The sequence below is a fragment of the Micromonospora sp. NPDC049240 genome (assembly GCF_040647835.1).
Lineage (GTDB): Bacteria > Actinomycetota > Actinomycetes > Mycobacteriales > Micromonosporaceae > Micromonospora.
Window position 1 is genome coordinate 562,906 of the sequence record NZ_JBEZCX010000001.1, and the last position, 15,597, is coordinate 578,502.

Here is a 15,597-nt window from a genome sequence, read left to right on the forward strand (position 1 = left end):
GCGCCCGTGCCGGGTACCACCATTCGTTCGACCGCCATCAAGCGTGGTCAGTCGATCAAGCTCAGCCTGCAGCTCGACAACGGGGTCGCCTCCACCACGGTGCAGAGGCTGACGCTGGAGGCCCCGAAGCTGCTGGTCGGCATGTCGACCGAGCCGGCGAAGACCGCCCAGCTCGTCAAGGACTACCCCGGACTGGGGGTGATGCGGGAGTTCGGCAAGGACGGCTCGGACACCGACTCGCTACCCGAGCTGCCGGCCATGAACTGCGCCAAGTTCGTCGCCGCGCCCCAGGCCGTCATGCACGTGTCCTGGAAGGACGACGTCGAGCAGCTCCCGAGCTGGCTGGACCTCCTGACCCGGCCGATCTACCTGACCTGGTACCACGAGCCCATGGGCGACGTGACGCCGTCGGCCCACAAGCTCACGGCGGCCCGGGTCACGCAGATCGTCAACAGCCACAAGAACAGGGCGCTGGTGCTCGGGCACGGCCCGATCGTCACGCGCTACTGGCTCGACGAGAAGGGCGGCAGCCCGACCGACTGGGGCTACCCGGGCATGACGCACTTCGGTGTCGACGCCTACCAGAACGAGGCCGCCGCGACCGCCTACTGGGGCCCGGACAAAATGTTCGGCCTGGCCTTCGCGAAGATTCGCGCCGCCTACCCGGGCGTACGTCTCCTGGTTCCCGAGTACGGCATCCGCCGCATCAGCTCGGACAAGACCGGTGAGGGCCGCGCCCAGGCCATCCGCGACCACATCGCCTGGCTCGGCCAGCAGGACGACGTCGACTACGTCGCCTACTGGAACAACTGGGCCGAGTACAGCCTCACCGCCGACAGCCCCGAGGCCGCCGCCTACCGCGAGATCCTCGCGGCGCACGCCGCCTGACCGATCCTCCGGAGGTAACGGACGTGGCAGTCGCCCACTCCACCAAGACGGTCGGCACGACCGCCACCAGCCTGCTGGCCGGCGTCAACGACGCCAACCGTCAGCCGTACACCAGCAAGAACGAGACCGCCCGGTCCGTCGTGCTGACCAACGCCGGCTCCGAGACCGTCCTGCTGGGCGGCCCCGGGGTCACGTCGAGCAGCTACGGCTACGCGCTCGACCCGGCCGCGTCGATGACGCTCGACCTGACGAGCACCGACCTGATCTACGCCGTCGTCGCCGCGAACACCAGCACCGTGAGGATGCTCCACCTGGGCGTCTGAACCATCACCCGGGGGTGAGAGTTGACAGCCGCTACCGCGACCCCCGCTCTCACCCCCGAGGAGATCGACGCCCTGGAGCCCGCCTACCTGGGCCCCACCTGGCTGCGCGATCCCCTCGGCCGCTGGAAGCTTCCCGAGCGCACGATCGGCTGGCAGATCGCCGGCTGGTGCTCCGAGTATCTGCTCGCCGAAGGCGGCGGCCCCTGGCGGTTCACCGCCGAGCAGCTCCGCTTCGTCCTGTGGTGGTACGCGGTCGACGAGAACGGTCGCTTCATCTACCGGACCGGCGTGCTGCAGCGAATGAAGGGATGGGGCAAGGACCCGCTGCTCGCGGTGCTCTGCCTCGTCGAGTTCGTCGGCCCCTCCCGGTTCGCCCACTGGGCCAAGGGGGACGACGTCAAGCGCGGCCAGGCCCGCCGAGTCGGCGACCCGGTCGGCAAGCCGCACCCGCAGGCGTGGGTGCAGGTCAGCGCGGTCAACCAGTCGCAGACAGACAACACGATGGGCATGATCCCGTCGCTGATGTCGGACCACTTCATGAAGACCTACCGCGTCAAGGCCGGCGCTCGGCTCATCCGGGCCAACGGCGGCAGGCAGCGACTTGAAGCGGTTACCAGCTCGTACCGGGCGCTCGAAGGTAAGCGAACTACGTTCACCCTTCTAAACGAGACGCATCACTGGGTATTGGGCAATAACGGGCACAAGATGTACGAGACGATCGACGGTAACGCGACGAAGAAGGACTCGCGGTACTTGGCGATCACCAACGCCTACCTGCCCGGCGAGGATTCCGTGGCCGAGCGCATGCGCGACGCCTACAACAAGATCCTCGAAGGCAGGGCGGTCGACGTCGGCTTCCTGTACGACTCGATCGAGGCGCACCCGAAGACCCCGCTGACCGAGGAAGCCCTGCAGATCGTCCTGCCGAAGATCCGGGGCGACGCGATCTGGCTTCGGGTCGAGACCATCATCAAGTCGATCCAGAACACCACCCTGACGGTGGCGCGCTCTCGACGGATGTGGCTCAACCAGGTCATCGCCGACGAGGACGCCCTCTACGGCCCCGAGCAGTGGATTCCCCTCGAAGTCGAGGGCGCGACCCTGCAGCCGGGCGACGACATCGTGGCCGGATTCGACGGCGGCAAGACCGACGACGCGACCGCCCTGGTGGTCATCCGAGTCAAGGACATGGTCGCCTTCACCCTCGGCATCTGGGAGAAGCCGGACGGCCCGCAGGGCGAGAACTGGGAAGTACCTCGGCACGCGGTCGACTCGGCCGTCCACGAGATGTTCCGGGTCTTCAACGTCCGGGCCTTCTACGCCGACGTGGCGCTCTGGGAGTCGTACATCACCGACTGGTCCGAGGCGTACGGCGAAGGGCTGGGCGCGAAGGCCACCGAACGCTCGCCGATCGGCTGGGACATGCGCGGCTCGCAGAAGCGCAACACCCAGGCCCATGAGCGGCTGATGTCGTCGATCTTCAACGGCAAGCTGCACCACGACGGCGACCTGACGCTCAAGCGCCACGTGCTCAACGCGCACCGCCGCAACACCCCGTACGGCGTCAGCTTCCAGAAGGCCAGCGAGAACCGCAAGGTCGACGCCTACGCCGCCCTGATGCTCGCCCACGAGGCCCTTCACGACCTGCGTACGCGCGGTCGCAAGACCAAGCCGAAGACCGGCCGGTCCTATTGGATGTAAGGATGTGATAGTGTGAGCGACCAGGCTCGCTACGCCAGGCAGCTCCTCGGCATCCTCGACAAGGACGAGGACCGGCTGCAGCGCATCGACGACTACGTGCAGGGCGAGCACGACGACCCGTACATGCCCGAGGGGGCAGACGAGGAGTACAAGCTCCTCGCCAAGCGGGCGGTGTCCAACTGGATGCCCCTGCTGGTGAAGACGCCCACGCAGGCCCTGTACGTCGACACCTTCCGCCGGCCCGGCGGGGACCCGGCTAAGGCCGACAAGGCCGCCGGCTCGAAGCACTGGCAGCGCTCACGCCTCGCCGCTCGGCAGATCGCCGTGCACCGGGGTGCGGTCACGTACGGCCACAGCTTCACCGTCACCGAGCGGATCGCCAAGGGCGTGGTCACCCGGGGCCTGAGTCCGATGCGGACGGCGGCCCTGTTCGAGGATCCTGCCAACGACATTACGCCGGTCGTCGCGCTCACCGTGGTGCGCAAGCCCAAGGACGACGACCTCGGCAAGGCGACCATGTGGGACGGCACCTTCAAGTACGAGGTGACCTTCAAGTCGTACAGCGATGAGAAGAGTATCCGCGTCAGCAAGGGCGTCCGGCACGGAGCGCCCGAGTGCCCGGTCACGCGGTTCGCGGCCTACGTCGACCTGGAGGGTCGGACGTACGGCGTCGTCGAGCCCATGATCCCCGTGCAGAACCGGATCAACCAGACCATCTTCGATCTGCTGGTGGCACAGACCTACGCCTCCACCAAGGTCCGCTGGGTTACCGGCATGGCTCCCCCGCTGGAGCGCCACCCCGAGCTGCTCCCCGACGGCAGCCCGCACCCGCAAGCCGGCGAGCCGGTCCTCGACGACAACGGCAACCCCAAGCCGCTGCCGATCAACCACAACGCCAAGCGCTTCCTCTTCGCCGAGGACGAGCAGGTCAAGTTCGGCAGCCTGGACGAGACCCCGCTGGGCGGGTTCATCGAGTCCATCGACATGTCGATCCGCCACCTCAGCGCCATCTCGCAGACCCCGCCGCACCACCTGCTGGGCCAGATCGCCAACCTCTCGGCCGAGGCTCTGCTGGCCGCTGAGACCGCGCTTTCGCGCATGGTCGAGGAGTTCCGCACCTCGTTCGGCGAGAGCTGGGAGCGCGTCGACACCCTCGCTGGCGCGATGGAGGGCGAGCTGGACGAGACCTCGCTCAGCGACTACGAGGTCGAGGTCATCTGGCGCGACATGGAGCTGAAGTCGCTCGCGCAGTCCGCCGACGGCCTGGGCAAGCTTGCTGACCAGCTCGGCATCCCGAGGCGCGGCCTGTGGGCCCGCGTGCCGGACGTCAAGAAGACCGAGCTGGACGAGTGGAACCGCCTGTACGAGGAGGAGAGCGCCGACCTGGCCATCGCCAGCCGGCTGCGCCGATCCTCGCCGGACGACCCGCGCACCACCACTGAGGCGGCGGTGGTCGCCACGTGACGCCAGAGGAGAGGGCGGCCGAAGCCGACAAGGTCTCGGTCGCCTTCCACGTAGCGCTCGCCCAGCTCGGCGCGGCGACCCTGGAAGACGCCCTCGACATCTGGGCCGGCATGCCCCCGACCGCGACAGCCCGAGCCGCTGGCGCATGGCTCAACCAAGCCGTCCGCCTGATCATGCGTCGCCGTGGTCAGGCCCGCGCGCTGGCGACCGCCTACTACCGGCTCGTCCGGGCTCTGCGTACCGGCAGGACCGTACCGGACCCCAGGAAGCCTGAGCCGGCCGTCGTCAGCCTCGCCATGCTGCGTCGCGAGTTCAACTCGCTGGCCGGTGCCGAACAGCCCCTGGAGGGCGGTGAGCGCCCGGAGCCAGTGGAGGCCGGCGACGCTCCCGCCGAGGACCGGATCCCGGTCGAGAAGTTGAACGGAGGCTCCACTGCGGAGGCTGAGCGCCTGGAGCGCCTGGCCGAGCAGGAAGCCCGCATCGACCTCGAAGCCCTGGGTCCCGACAACCTCGCCGCCAAGGTCGACAAGATCGGCACCGACGCGCCGGCCAAGGAGGTCGACGCAGCCCGCGAGCAGGCCCACAAGGAAGCCGGTCTGCGTCAGGCGTCCGCCGCAGAGCGGATCGTCATGGACGGCGCTCGCGGCACCATCTGGAACAACGCTCAGCGCGACCCCCGAGTTATCGGCTGGGTCCGCCTCTCGCGCACCGGCACCCCGTGTGGCTGGTGCGCCATGTTGATCAGCCGTGGCTTCGTCCGCAAGGGCGACCTCTACAGCTCCAAGCGGGCTGCGGAGTACAGCGACGGCGACCGGTACCACGACAACTGCCACTGCTACGCCGAGCCCGTCTACGAGGGCCAGCGCGACACCAGCCCGCTCTACGAGCTGAACCGGCGCTACGCGAAGCAGTGGCCAGAGGTCACCGAGGGCCTGTCCGGCAAGGCGGCCCTCTCCGCGTGGCGGCGCTTCATCCGCCAGGAACAGCAACTCGCCCAGGAGGCGAGCCGATCCCGAGCCCAGGAGGCGTAACCACTCATGCCCGACGACGAGAAGCCCGAGACCCCCGAGACCCCCGAGACCCCGGAAACCCCGCCGGCCGACAAGCCGGCCGAGGAGCCCGAGACCCCGGAGACGCCCGAGGCCGAGGACGACAAGGACGACGAGCTGCCCAAGTGGGCTCGGGAGAAGCTGACCAAGGCCAACGCCGAGGCAGCGAACTACCGCACGCGGCTCCGCGAGGTCGAGAAGAAGCTCTCCGAGGCGAAGACGCCCGAGGACTTCGAGTCCGCCACCAAGGAGCTGCGCGAGGCCAACGCGACCCTGGAGCGCCAGCTCCTCGTTCGCGACGTTGCCGACGAGCACGGTCTGCCGAAGGAGCTGGCCGAGGTTCTGCAGGGCAGCACCAAGGAGGAGCTGGCGGCGCACGCCAAGCGGCTCCAGAAGTTCGCGGTGGTCCCCCAGGCGGGAGACCTGCGAGGCGGGTTGGACCCCTCCGACGACGAGGACGCGTTCGACCCCATCAAGGAAGCCCGCAAGGCGCGGGCCTCCCGCTACTGACCCCGTACTCCCCAAGCCCCGAGTCTCACCAGCTCGGGGCTTCTTCGTAGCCCTGGAGGGCAGACACAGTGGTGCACCAGGTAGTCAAGCCCGAGAAGATCGTCGCGACTGCGGCGGTCGCTCTGGAGGAGCAGCTCGTCGTTCCGGCCGTGTTCCGGCGCGAGGGCATCGACAAGTTCCGGGGCGCGAAGGACGACACCGTCAACGTGGTCGTCGAGGGCGTCCTGCCGTACCGCAGCTACGGCTGGCGGGCGGACCGGACGCAGGAGGTCCAGTTCGACGAGTACACCGAGCGCAAGGTCTCGGTCTCGTTCGGCGGCGACCTGTACTCGGCGGTCAAGCTGACCGACGAGCAGAACGAGATGGACCTGGGCGGCTGGGCCAAGCTGGCCACCAAGCAGACCGAGGCGCTCGGTCGCGGTCTGGAGTACCAGGCCACCAAGGCGGCCAAGGACGCCCCGTTCGAGGTGACGCTCGGCATCGAAGACACCGACCTGCGGCTGGGCCTGATCCGGGCCCGCCAGGTGATGAACGACCTGCGCCTGCCGAGCGCCCGGCGGACCATCCTCATCGGCACCGACTGGGAGACCGCGCTCCTCACCGATGAGAAGCTGAACCTCGCCAGCAACGTCGGCGAGGCCGAGGCGGTGTCCGCGCTGCGGAACGCCACCATCGGCCAGCGGTACGGCTTCAACTTCGTGGTGGCGCGCGAGCTGCCGGGCGACACCGCCATCGCGATGGTGGACTCCGCGTTCATCTTCCTGACCGGCGCTCCGTCCGTGCCGCAGTCCGTGCCGTTCGGCGCGACCGCCTCGCACAACGGCGTGGCGATCCGCTGGATCCGCGACTACGACTCGACCCGGTTCCAGGACCGGTCGATCTTCAACCTGTACAAGGGCTTCCAGTACGTGGACGACCCGCTGGTCGGCACCGACGCCCAGGGCCAGGCGTTCGTCTCGCAGAACAACCACTTCGTGCGGGCGATCAAACTGAAGCTCAACGGCACGGACTCGCTGCCGGACCCGGTCGCCGGCCGGACCTCGGTCAACCCGAAGTTCACGGTGGCCTACGACACCGAGCTGGCGAACATCACCGGCCTGTCCAAGTGACCTGACGTGCAAGTGTGAGCGGGCTGCCCTGCGGGGCGGTCCGCTCCCTTGCGCGCGGAAGGAGCACCCATGGCCTACGCCACCCTCGACGAACTGAAGGACCGGCTGGACTGGGAGCTGGACGCCGATGAGGAGCGCATCGCCCGCAGCTCGCTGGACGACGCCTCCGAGCTGGCCCGCTACTACGGCAAGGACTGGGCTGACGATGCCGCGCCCCGTCTGGTGAAGACCGTGGTTCTGCGGGCCTGCAAGCGGTACATGGACAACCCGCAGGGCTACAACCAGTCCCGCGCCGGGGACGAGACGCTCGGCTGGAGTGACCGCGCGCCGCAAGTCGGCTCCGAAGCCGGCAGCGTGCACTTCACCGTCGCCGAGCAGAAGATGCTCGCCGGCCTGGCCGGCTCGAAGCGCGGCATCTACTCCGCGCCCATCTCGGCCTGGGGCACGCGACCCAGGCGGTTCGAGGGCCTGGTCCCCGACGCCGGCTCCAACGAGCCCATCCAGATGTTCTCCTCCGACGAGGAGCCCTGGTGAGTCTGCAGCGACGGCGTGGCCAGATCGTCAAGGTATGGCCCACCGAGCTGGTCACCGATTCGCGTGGCAACGAGCAGCACATCGTCGACATGACGTCCGAGCCCTATCGGGTCCGGGCCATCATGATCCCGCAGCGCTCGGCCCGCGCCGAGGTGCCCGGCCAGGCGCAGATCAATGTCACCCGCATGCTGGTCGACGCCGATCTGCCGAACGTCAACCTGTGGTCCCGCGTCGAGTGGCGCGGCATCCTCTGGGACGTCGTCACACCGCCGGCCTACCACCACGGGACCCGCCACACCCGGCACTGGTCGATCGACATCCGCGAGCGGCCTGATGGCTGACGTCGTCCTCTACAAGGGGCTCGAACGTCGGATGGCCAAGCTCGACGGAGTCCAGGACTACCTCGACGAGCTGGTCTTCGCGATGAAGGCCAAGGCTGACGCCGACCTGGTCCTGCACCGACAGGACGGGCACGCGGCAATCGAGGTCGACGAGGGGCGCATCGACCGCTACCTCGTGCTGTCCGACGAGCGCGGCGAGAAGGCCGCCCTGTCCATCGAGTTCGGCCGCGCCGGCTACATCGACCCCGAGACCGGAGAGGTATGGGGCGAGATGGAGGGCCTGCACATCCTCGCCAACGCCACCGGCATCCCGAGGAAGGGCCGGAAGACCAGGCGCGAGACCCGGCCCAAGCCGAGGCGCGACCCGAAGACCGGCAAGTTCTTCACCGTCAAGACCAAGAAGCGGAGGTAAGCCGTGGCCGGACTGCCCCCCGAGGTTCTGGCGCTCGTTGAGCTGTCGCCGGTTGAGGACATCCTGCTGGACATCCTCCGCGCCGGCCTGCCCGGCGTGCAGGTCAAGTCCCTCATCTCGCCGAAGCAGACCTTCCCGCTGGTCTTGCCGCGCCGCATGCCGCAGTTCGGCGTGTGGTCCGGCGACCCCCGCTTCACCGACGCCGCCGACGTCACCGTGCACACCTTCGCCCAGGACCCCGACGGCGACACCGATGCAGCCCTGCTGGGCGAGGCGGTCCGGGTGGTCCTGCGCGACGCCGTCAAGGCGCAGCGGGTCATCCCCGGCAAGGGGCATCTCACCAAGGTCCAGATGACGTCGGCACCCAGGCGGGCCACGGACTGGGCGACCGCGACTGGGCCCGTTCAGTACGCCGACCTACCCACTGGGGTGTGGCGCTACGAGACCCAGTTCTTCATCGCGATTCGCAAGTCGCGCACCAACCCGTACCCGCTCACCCCATAAGGAGTAGCCGTGGCCCTGAACGACAACGCCACGCTCGTCATCGGTTCCGGTAACTACCTGACCGCCCCGACCGGCACCGCAATGGCGGTAGACCTGACCGCCCCGGCCGACCCGTGGGAGCCTGTCGGCCACACCTCGCTGGAGGACATCTTCGGCATCACGTCCGAGGGCGGCGAGGCCACCACGATCGGCACGCTGCAGAACAAGACGCTGAGGACGTCGTACAGCGCTCGGACCGAGACGATCACCTTCACGCTGCAGCAGTTCGACAAGCCGGCGCTGAAGCTGTTCTACGGCTCGAACATGGAGGAGCTGGCCGACGGCACCGTCGGCGTGCCCACCGACCCGACGCCGACCGTCTGCGCCTTCCTGGCCATCTTCATCGACGGCGAGAACGTCTTCGCGATCTACGCGCCGAAGGCGGAAATCTACCGGGCCGACGACCTGGAGGTCGGCGACACCGAGACGCTCGCCGGCATGCCGCTCGGCGTGAAGCCGATGCAGCACGGCACCAACAAGTGGACCTACGCGATCACCCCGCTGGGCTCCGTCACCCCCTGACCGCACGTGATCGTGTGACCAACCCCCCCGGCTGCGGATGCACTGCGGACCCGCCCGCAGCCGGGGCACCCCTCGGTGCCATCAGCAGGTCCGCGTCATGACTACTGGAGGTCCGCAACCCCATGTCCAACACCGTCTCGCTCGACGACATCCGCGCCGCCGCCGAAGCCAAGTACGGCTCCCTCGACATCCCGCTGGGCAGCCTGACCGTCCGCCTGCTCAACCCGCTGCGGCTGTCCAAGAAGAACCGCGACGCGCTGACCTCGGTCCAGAACCGCCTCGACGAGGACGGTGCCGACCAGGAGGTCCTGCTGCGCGAGGCGCTGACCGTCATCGCCGAGCACCCGACCCAGGCCAAGGCGCTGCTCAAGGAGATCGGCGAAGACCTGGCCGTGATGGCCACCATCTTCGAGCGCTACGCGGCGGGCACCCAGGCGGGGGAAGCCTCGCCCTCTGCCGCCTGATCGACGACTACGGCGAGGGGCTGCTGCCCGATCTGCGCTTCCACTACGGCATCGACCTGGTGAACGTGATCGAGGGGCGTGGCCCCTCCCCGCTGGTTGTCCTGACGTACGTGCAGAGGCTGCCCGACACCTCCCTCACCGTTGCCCTCGCGTCCGGCGGCCGGGAGTTCTTCGGCTGGGGCCGCGACCGCGCCATGGTCGCCGACCTCATCGACGCGCTGAACCAGAACACGCGAGCGACCGGCAACTGGGGCAAGGGCAAAGCCCCGAAGATCCCCGAGTACGAGCGCCCCAAGGCGAAGAAGAAGAAGCGCAAGGTGGCCGCTCCCGCAGAGCCCGGCAAGCCCGTCACCGTCGCTGATCTCTACCAGCACTTCCAGAGGCGGTAAGCATGGCGCAGAGCAAGGTCATCGGGCGGATCAGCGTCAAGGTGCTGCCCGACACCTCGGAGTTCCGCGAGCGCGCCAAGCGCGACCTGGAGGCGATCCAGGAGCAGCTCAAGGAAATCAAGGTCAAGCTCGACCTCGACAAGACCGCGATGCGGAAGCTCAAGAAGGATCTCAAGGACTGGGCGAAGGACATCAGCCCCCTGGAGATCACGGTCAAGCCCACGCTGCTCAAGGGGTCGACGACCTACATCAACGCTCGGCTGAAGGCGGTCGCCCGACCCCGCGAGGTTGAGTTCTTCCCGAAGATCAACAACGCGGCCCTCGCCAAGGTGGCCACCGCCCTGGCCGCCATGTCCGGGGCCCGGGTCGTCGGCGACATCCTCGACGACATCGGCCGCTCGCTCCTGCGCCTGGACAAGGCCGTTCCGATCATCGGCGGCATCGCCCTGGCGGTCCTCGGCCTGGCCGGCGCGACCATCGCCTCAGCCAGCAACGCCGCCGCACTGGCCGTCGCGCTGGCCCAGATGCTGCCCGTCGGGTTTGCCCTGGCCGGCGCGTTCACCGGCATGGTGCTCGGCGTCGGCGCGCTGGTTATCGCGCTACGCGACATGACCAAGGTCATCCCGGAGATCAAGACCGCCTGGGAGCAGATCAAGACCACGGTCTCCGACAACTTCTGGGCCAAGGCCGAGGAGCCGATTCGCCGGCTCGTCACCGGCCTGCTACCGCAGTTCGTCACCGGCATGGGCTCGGCGTCGACCGCCCTCGGCACCTTCGGGGCCAAGCTCTCGACCGCGCTCAACGGCGCGCTCAACGGCCAGATCAAGGGCATGTTCGACGACCTCACCTCGTCGATCAACATCGCCTCCGGCGCGGCCGGCAGCATCGCCTCGATCATCAAGACCCTCGGCGAGCTGGGCGCAAGCTACCTGCCCCGCATGTCGACGTGGTTCGTTGACCTGACCAAGCAGTTCGCCGGCTTCCTGGAGCGCGCGGCTGCCGACGGCTCCCTCAAGAGCTGGGTCGAGCAGGGCATCGCCAACCTGAACGCCCTCGGCTCGGTCGCCAAGTCGATCGGCCAGATCCTCGGCGGCATCGGAACTGCGGCCCAGATGGGTGGCGGTGCCAGCCTGCAGGGCTTCGCTACCACTCTGGAGCAGATCGCCAAGGTCGCCCAGAGTCCCGTCTTCCAGGGCGGACTGGCGGCGGTCTTCGAGGCCGCGCACACGGCGATGGGCAACATCGGCAAGGTCTCCGGGCCAGCCATCGCCGACCTGTTCGGCAACCTCGGCAACATCATCAACGGCCCGATGGCATCCGCCGGCACGGCCATCGGCCACATCGTCAAGATGCTGGCCACGGCCCTGAGCAGCCCGGCCATCGCCAAGGGCCTGTCCGCCATGATGGACGGACTGATGCGCGGCATCATCGCGCTCAATCCCGCCATCCAGGCGCTCGCCCCGGTGTTCGGTCTGCTCGGTGAGGTCATCGGCCAGTTCGCCCAGATCCTGGGCCCACTGATCTCCGCGATCCTGCCGCCCCTGGCTGCAGCGTTCATGCAGATCGTGCCGGCGCTCATGCCGATCGTGCAGATCCTCGGCGGCGCGCTGATCCAGATCGTCACCGCCCTGGCCCCAGTGCTCGCCACCCTGGCGCAGCTCATCGCCCAGGTGCTGGTTGCGGTAACCCCGCTTCTGCCTCCGCTGATCCAGCTCGTCATGGCGATCCTGGTTCCGCTGCTGACGATCATCGTCCAGATCATCTCGACGGCCCTGCCCCCGCTGATCTCGGCGTTCACCAGGCTGGTCGGTGCGGTCATCCCCGTGGTGAACGTCCTGACCGCCGTCGTCAGCGTCCTGATGGCAGTTCTCGGCCCGGTTATCACCTGGCTGGCCGGCATCATCATGTCGGTCCTGATCGTCGCGATCGAGGCCATCGCCCAGGTCTTCCGGGGCGTGGTCGGCATCGTCATGGGGATCTGGAACGCCTGGAGCGCGCTGTTCCGGGGCGACTGGGCGGCAGTCTGGAACGGCGTCAAGCAGGTCTGGAAGGGCGTCTGGGATCTCATCGTCGGGATTCTGAAGTTCGCCTTCTCCAACGTGATCGGCGTCTTCCGCGCCGAAACCAAGCTGATCAGCAGTATCTGGAGCACCTGCTGGAACGCCGTCAAGAACTTCTTCGTCGGCATCTGGAACAGCCTCACCGCTGACTTCAGTCGGCGACTCAGCCTGGTCAAGTCGAGCCTCAGCTCCGCGAGCAGCTCCATCCGCACCCTGTGGAGCACCTGCTGGTCCGCCGTCCTGAGCTACCTGCGCGCGGCCCTGTCGAACCTGCAGTCCGCCGTCAGCAACGCCATGGGCAAGGTCACCTCGACTCTGCGAGGGCTGCGCAGCTCCGCGCTGAGCGCACTCGGCAACCTGGGTAGCGCGCTGATCAACGCCGGCCGCCAGCTCATCGAGGGCTTCATCTCCGGCATCAAGCAGAAGATCGGCGGCGTCAAGGCCACCCTGCAGGGCCTGACCTCCAGCCTCACGAGCTGGAAGGGTCCCGAATCCCTCGACAAGGTGCTCCTGGTCAACGCCGGCCGACTCATCATCGACGGCTTCATCCGGGGCCTGGAGTCCCGCTACGGCGAGGTTCGGCGATCCCTGCAGTGGCTGACCAACGAGGTGGCCTCGACCGACTTCGGTCTGCCTGACCTGGCCTCCGGTGGCCTGTCCGCCAGGCTCTCCGCTGCGGTCGACGGCTCTGCCGAAAGCGGCAGCCGGGTCACCAAGGTCATCAACTATCACGCCGCGCCGGGCAGCTCCATCTCGTCTGAGGAGGATCTGTTCTCGGCGCTCGACCGCGCAAGGGCGGGCTGGTAATGCCGAGATTGCAACTCGAATCGGGCACCGACACGCTCGACCTCGACGAAGTGCTGAACACCAGCGAGGGCTTCCAGGCCCTCAAGGGCGTGACCGGCTTCGGCATGCCCGAGGTGAGCCAGCAGTGGTCGGAAGGCGCGGGGGACGGCGCGGTGTTCCGTGGCGAGCGAAAGCGCGCCCGGGACGTCGACCTCCCCCTCTACCTGCGAGGCCGGGACCGCGAGCACCTCAAGGAGCTGTGGTCCCGGCTCGTCCGGGCCCTGTCCGGCGAGTGCGTCCTGCGGTTCTTCGAGGACGACGGCACGACCAACTGGTACCTCAAGATCCGGCGCACCTCCGGCGGCGGCTACGTCTACGGCGAGGACACCACTGGCGAGCTTGACCTCAAGACCGTCGTCACGGTCCGAGCCGGCAACCCCTACTGGATCTCCTCGGAAGTCAGCGAGGAAACCATCCGCGCCTCCACCGGGCGAGGCATTCTCAACGGCCCGCTCACCGCGCTGCGCATGTCCGCCTCGCAGGCCATGGGCAGCATCACCCTCACCAACCCTGGGGACGCCGCGTCCCCGCCTGTCTGGGAAGTCACCGGGCCGGGCAGCAACTTCCAGGCCAGCCTCCCTACTGGGGAGAGCTTCCTGTGGGCCGGCACCCTGGCCGACGGCCGGCGGCTCACCATCGACACGGGGGCCGGCACGGTGGTTGACGACACCGGCACCAACCGGTACAGCGCGCTCGCGCCGGCCCCGAAGCTGTGGAGGATCCCGCCCGGCATCGCCACCGCCAACGTCTCCATGACCGGCACCAGCGCCTCCTCGACCATCAAGGTCTCCTGGCAGGCCAGGAAGACGACGGTGATCTGACATGCAGTACGACGACATCCTCATCGAGGTCCGCGACCGCGACCTCACTCGGCTCGGCCAGATCCTGCCCGAAGAGGCCGAGCTGGAGGCCAGCCTCATCCGCAACAACGTCGGCACCTGGAAGCTCACCCTTCCTGTCGACCACCCGCTCACCCCGGCCCTGCGAACCAAGGGCTCAGGCATCGTCGTCACCGGCCCCACCGACGTGCTGCTCTCCGGCCCCACGGTCAAGCCGGAGGCAGCCGTCACGATGGACAACCCGGGCGGACTCGTCACCTTCGAGGGCGTCACTGACGACGTCGTATTGGCCGACATGCTCGCCGCGCCGGAGCCGTCGAACCCCGACCTGGCCACTCAGAAGAAGTCGCACGACGTTCGCACCGCCGTGGCGGAAGACCTGCTGCACCAGTACGTAGACGTCAACATCGGGCCCAGCGCACCGCTCAGCCGGCGCAAGGCCAGGCTGTCGCTCGGTGCCAACCTGCATCGCGGCACCGTGATGACCAAGAGCGCCCGCTTCCCCGTCCTCGGGGAGTTGATGGCCGAGATCGCCACTGTCGACAGCCTGGGCTTCCGGGTGGTGCAGCGCGGCAGCGAGCTGAAGCTGGAGACCTCCCAGGCAGTCGACCGGTTCGCCGAGATCCGGCTGGACGTCGACAACGGCACCCTCGCCGGCCACCGGGTGAGCATCTCGCCGCCCGGCGCGACGCAGGTTATCGTCGCCGGCCAGGAGGAGGGCGTGAAGCGCCAGTTCCTTGCCCTCAACACCCCGGCGTCCCTGGCGGCCGAGGCCGAATGGGGTCGGCGCATCGAGCGCTTCATCGATCAGCGACAGACCGACGACTGGGACGAGCTGCGCCAGGCCGGCATGGAAGTCCTCACCGAGGAGGGCTTCTCGACCCTCTCCATCCAAGCCGTGCCGGCCGAGGACACCCTGACCATGGAGTTCGGTCGGGACTGGAACCTGGGCGACCGCGTCACCGTGGTCGTCGAGGGGCAGGAGCTGGTTGCCGTCGTCGCCGGCTGCGTTATCAAGCTCAACGCCGATGGCCTCAAGGTTGGCGTAGCCATCGGTGACCCCTCCGGCTTCGACGCCAGCCCATCCCTGTCGACCCGCGTGCAGGGCGTCGAGAGCCGCGTCTCCCTGCTGGAACGCAACGCCGAGGTGGCCGCGCCGCCCCCGCTGCCCGATCCGCTCGTGGTCTCCGCAACCGGCGGCACCGTCACCTCCACCTCCTGGACGAACCTGCCCGGCATCGGGTCCGTCGGCCTAACGCTGGCCCGCGACGCGGTCGTCACCGTCGAGTACGGCGCGTGGCTGAGCATCAGCTCGGGCGGCACCGCAACCACCCTGCGAGTCGGTGTCTCCTGCGACGACGCCGACCCCGACGCCCTTCTGGGCGGCGGATGGGGGCAGGTGCTGTTCCAGTCCTCCCCCACCGGAAACGCCGACCTCAGCGTCAACAACGGCCAGTCCACCACGGTCACCGGCAAGCTCGCCGCCGGCTCGCACACCTTCGAGCTGCAGGCGTACAAGGCCGGGTCTCGCGTAACCACCGTGAACTTCCCGGTGCTTCGCGTGACCGTCCACCGCTGGGCTTCCTGACCTCCCCACCCCATA

At 68.3% G+C, this 15,597-nt stretch carries 17 protein-coding genes; all 17 read left to right on the plus strand.

What is annotated here, in order from left to right; genetic code table 11:
* Positions 1-6 precede the first annotated feature (6 nt).
* The 17 genes from AB0B02_RS02900 to AB0B02_RS02980 all read left to right on the plus strand — a co-directional run bounded on the left by AB0B02_RS02900 (position 7) and on the right by AB0B02_RS02980 (position 15,582).
* Positions 7-888, plus strand: coding sequence for a hypothetical protein (locus tag AB0B02_RS02900; protein WP_357295188.1), 882 nt, complete (start codon positions 7-9; stop codon positions 886-888).
* Between the two features lie 23 nt (positions 889-911).
* Complete coding sequence (locus AB0B02_RS02905; RefSeq protein WP_357295193.1) at positions 912-1,211, plus strand: hypothetical protein; 300 nt, start codon at positions 912-914, stop codon at positions 1,209-1,211.
* Positions 1,212-1,232: 21 nt separating this feature from the next.
* Positions 1,233-2,912: a terminase gene (locus AB0B02_RS02910; RefSeq protein WP_357295198.1), complete on the plus strand. Its 1,680-nt coding sequence runs from the start codon at positions 1,233-1,235 to the stop codon at positions 2,910-2,912.
* A gap of 12 nt (positions 2,913-2,924) precedes the next feature.
* Positions 2,925-4,376: a phage portal protein gene (locus tag AB0B02_RS02915; protein ID WP_357295208.1), complete on the plus strand. Its 1,452-nt coding sequence runs from the start codon at positions 2,925-2,927 to the stop codon at positions 4,374-4,376.
* Complete coding sequence (locus AB0B02_RS02920; protein ID WP_357295215.1) at positions 4,373-5,407, plus strand: hypothetical protein; 1,035 nt, start codon at positions 4,373-4,375, stop codon at positions 5,405-5,407. Before AB0B02_RS02915 ends, AB0B02_RS02920 begins: the two co-directional genes overlap by 4 nt.
* Before the next feature lie 6 nt (positions 5,408-5,413).
* Positions 5,414-5,935: a hypothetical protein gene (locus AB0B02_RS02925; RefSeq protein WP_357295221.1), complete on the plus strand. Its 522-nt coding sequence runs from the start codon at positions 5,414-5,416 to the stop codon at positions 5,933-5,935.
* Between the two features lie 68 nt (positions 5,936-6,003).
* Complete coding sequence (locus AB0B02_RS02930; RefSeq protein WP_357295227.1) at positions 6,004-7,044, plus strand: hypothetical protein; 1,041 nt, start codon at positions 6,004-6,006, stop codon at positions 7,042-7,044.
* 69 nt (positions 7,045-7,113) lie between these two features.
* Complete coding sequence (locus AB0B02_RS02935) at positions 7,114-7,578, plus strand: hypothetical protein (RefSeq protein ID WP_357295230.1); 465 nt, start codon at positions 7,114-7,116, stop codon at positions 7,576-7,578.
* Complete coding sequence (locus AB0B02_RS02940) at positions 7,575-7,919, plus strand: phage head-tail adapter protein (protein WP_357295236.1); 345 nt, start codon at positions 7,575-7,577, stop codon at positions 7,917-7,919. The genes AB0B02_RS02935 and AB0B02_RS02940 overlap by 4 nt, the downstream gene beginning before the upstream one ends.
* The gene (locus AB0B02_RS02945; RefSeq protein WP_357295240.1) at positions 7,912-8,331 is read left to right on the plus strand and encodes a DUF5403 family protein; all 420 of its coding nucleotides are present in this window, start codon (positions 7,912-7,914) and stop codon (positions 8,329-8,331) included. Before AB0B02_RS02940 ends, AB0B02_RS02945 begins: the two co-directional genes overlap by 8 nt.
* Positions 8,332-8,334: 3 nt before the next feature.
* Complete coding sequence (locus tag AB0B02_RS02950) at positions 8,335-8,835, plus strand: hypothetical protein (RefSeq protein WP_357295246.1); 501 nt, start codon at positions 8,335-8,337, stop codon at positions 8,833-8,835.
* Between the two features lie 9 nt (positions 8,836-8,844).
* Complete coding sequence (locus AB0B02_RS02955) at positions 8,845-9,396, plus strand: hypothetical protein (protein WP_357295251.1); 552 nt, start codon at positions 8,845-8,847, stop codon at positions 9,394-9,396.
* A 122-nt stretch (positions 9,397-9,518) separates the two neighbouring features.
* The gene (locus AB0B02_RS02960) at positions 9,519-9,860 is read left to right on the plus strand and encodes a phage tail assembly protein (protein ID WP_357295263.1); all 342 of its coding nucleotides are present in this window, start codon (positions 9,519-9,521) and stop codon (positions 9,858-9,860) included.
* A 59-nt stretch (positions 9,861-9,919) separates the two neighbouring features.
* The gene (locus AB0B02_RS02965) at positions 9,920-10,249 is read left to right on the plus strand and encodes a hypothetical protein (RefSeq protein WP_357295271.1); all 330 of its coding nucleotides are present in this window, start codon (positions 9,920-9,922) and stop codon (positions 10,247-10,249) included.
* 2 nt (positions 10,250-10,251) lie between these two features.
* Complete coding sequence (locus tag AB0B02_RS02970) at positions 10,252-13,116, plus strand: hypothetical protein (protein WP_357295274.1); 2,865 nt, start codon at positions 10,252-10,254, stop codon at positions 13,114-13,116.
* Positions 13,116-13,976 (plus strand): phage tail family protein, encoded by an 861-nt coding sequence (locus AB0B02_RS02975; protein ID WP_357295279.1) that lies wholly within the window; start codon positions 13,116-13,118, stop codon positions 13,974-13,976. Before AB0B02_RS02970 ends, AB0B02_RS02975 begins: the two co-directional genes overlap by 1 nt.
* A gap of 1 nt (position 13,977) precedes the next feature.
* Positions 13,978-15,582 carry a siphovirus ReqiPepy6 Gp37-like family protein gene (locus AB0B02_RS02980; protein WP_357295284.1) on the plus strand — a complete coding sequence of 535 codons (1,605 nt, stop codon included), beginning with the start codon at positions 13,978-13,980 and terminating at the stop codon, positions 15,580-15,582.
* Positions 15,583-15,597: the final 15 nt, after the last annotated feature.

What these genes read in the sequence shown, in the direction of transcription:
- AB0B02_RS02960 (WP_357295263.1), top strand. Translation starts at nt 9,519, where the DNA reads ATGTCCAACACCGTCTCGCTCGACGACATCCGCGCCGCCGCCGAAGCC.
- AB0B02_RS02975 (WP_357295279.1), top strand. Translation starts at nt 13,116, where the DNA reads ATGCCGAGATTGCAACTCGAATCGGGCACCGACACGCTCGACCTCGAC.
- AB0B02_RS02945 (WP_357295240.1), top strand. Translation starts at nt 7,912, where the DNA reads ATGGCTGACGTCGTCCTCTACAAGGGGCTCGAACGTCGGATGGCCAAG.
- AB0B02_RS02970 (WP_357295274.1), top strand. Translation starts at nt 10,252, where the DNA reads ATGGCGCAGAGCAAGGTCATCGGGCGGATCAGCGTCAAGGTGCTGCCC.
- AB0B02_RS02980 (WP_357295284.1), top strand. Translation starts at nt 13,978, where the DNA reads ATGCAGTACGACGACATCCTCATCGAGGTCCGCGACCGCGACCTCACT.
- AB0B02_RS02935 (WP_357295230.1), top strand. Translation starts at nt 7,114, where the DNA reads ATGGCCTACGCCACCCTCGACGAACTGAAGGACCGGCTGGACTGGGAG.
- AB0B02_RS02925 (WP_357295221.1), top strand. Translation starts at nt 5,414, where the DNA reads ATGCCCGACGACGAGAAGCCCGAGACCCCCGAGACCCCCGAGACCCCG.